The organism is Mycobacterium sp. TH-M15 (assembly GCF_057473705.1).
In genome coordinates, this window is record NZ_JBYCLB010000380.1 from 1 (window position 1) to 1,659 (window position 1,659).

Sequence of the window (1,659 nt, forward strand, 5' to 3'; positions counted from 1 at the left end):
CCACCGGCTCGGGCAGGGCCGGCGGTGCGGCCGGGGGCTCGACGACCGGCGGTGCGGCCGGGGCTTCGACGACCGGCGGTGCGGCCGGGGCTTCGACGACCGGCAGTGCGGCCGGCGGTTCGGGCAGCGCCGGCGGCGGCGCCTCGAACGGTCCGATACCCGGCAGGTCGCTGGGCAGCTGCGGCGGCTCAGCCAGCGCGGACCCGCAGCCAAGCGTCAGGCCTACGGTCATGCCGGCAGTGCCCAGCCAGCCGATGAGCGCTCTCCGCGTGCGTCGAGACATGCCTGTACCTCCGGTCTCAAATCCTTTTTCAAGTGTCGCACAGCGCACACAGCAGCTAATTCACCGGTTTCGCCGGGTAGGAAGCGAGATTACCACTTTGACCAGCGATACCATCCACCAGGCAAAGGAGAAAGTCACCTTTACTCAGGGCACTGGCAAATAGGAAACAGGTTCCTGCTGGCGATTATCGCTGCCGTTCCGATCCCGACCAGCAGCCCGGAGGCGGCCAGCATCACCGGCACGCCGCCGTGCTCGATGAGCAGACCGCCGGCCAGCGAGCCGACCGTGATCGCCACCTGGAACGCGGTGACGTACAGCCCCGATGCCCCGTCCGGGTCGTCCGGCGCGGTCCGGATCGCCGCGGCCTGCAGCATCGGGGAGACCGCCAGCGCCGTCGCGCCCCACAGCACGATCGCGCCGGTCCCCAGCACCGCGGTCCACACCGAGTGCCGCCCGTGCACCGCCAGCGCGGTCAGCACCGCGAACGAGGCCGCCAGCGCCGAGGTGCAGCCGACCGCGGTGATCTTCGGGCGCCGGTCCGCCGGCCGGGCCAGCAGGGTCATCGTCACCAGGCCGGCGACCCCGAACGCGGCCAGCAGCCAGGCCAGGTTGGCGTCCTGCACCCCGACGACGTCACTGATCACCAGGGCGATGAAGGTATAGGAGACGAAGTGCCCGGTGACCCCGACCAGCATCACCGCGCTGACCCCGATCAGCGGTCCGTTTCGGTAGTGGTGGCGGCCGGCCGCCGCCCGTTGGTTCGGGCTGAGCGTCATCTCGGGCAGCGCGGCCCGCGCCCCCAGCGTGATCACCGCAGCCGCCGCCGCGATCACCCCGACGGCCCACCGCCAGCCCCACAACAGGCTCATCGCCGAGGTCAGCGGGATGCCGACCACCAGCGCCAGTGTGGTGCCCAGGTAGATCGCCGTGGTCGCCCGGGCGGAATGGCTGGGCGGTACCAGCCGGGTGGCGATCGGGGCGATCACCGACCACATCAGCCCGTGCGTGATCGCGCAGAGCACCCGCCCGCCGGCCAGCACCGCGAACGTCGGCGCCATCGCCGACACCACCTGGGAGACGGTCAGGCAGGCCAGCGTCATCAGCAGCACGCGGCGGCGGGGCCAGTGCGCCGTCCAACTCACCAACGGGATCGTCGTCATCGCCGCCACCGCGGCGTACCAGGCCAGCAGCGTGCCGACCACCGGGTCGCTGATCTTCAGGTCGGCCGCGATGGCCGGCAGCGCACCGACCGGCAGAATCTCCGCGGTGGCGTAGGTGAACGCGGCGCCGGCCAGCACCGTCAACTGCAAAGCGACCCGCGGTGTCCACGGTCCGCTGCGAAGAGTTCGGGTCTCGACAGTCATGGCGCAGATGTC

Annotated in this window: 1 protein-coding gene and 1 pseudogene; both read right to left on the minus strand. The window is 71.2% G+C overall.

Features of this window, described 5'->3' with window-relative positions:
• Positions 1-232 (minus strand): annotated as a pseudogene (locus tag AC2VNT_RS09350) (L,D-transpeptidase); the annotation flags it as partial.
• A gap of 191 nt (positions 233-423) precedes the next feature.
• Positions 424-1,647: an MFS transporter gene (locus AC2VNT_RS09355; protein ID WP_486946591.1), complete on the minus strand. Its 1,224-nt coding sequence runs from the start codon at positions 1,645-1,647 to the stop codon at positions 424-426.
• Positions 1,648-1,659 lie beyond the last annotated feature (12 nt).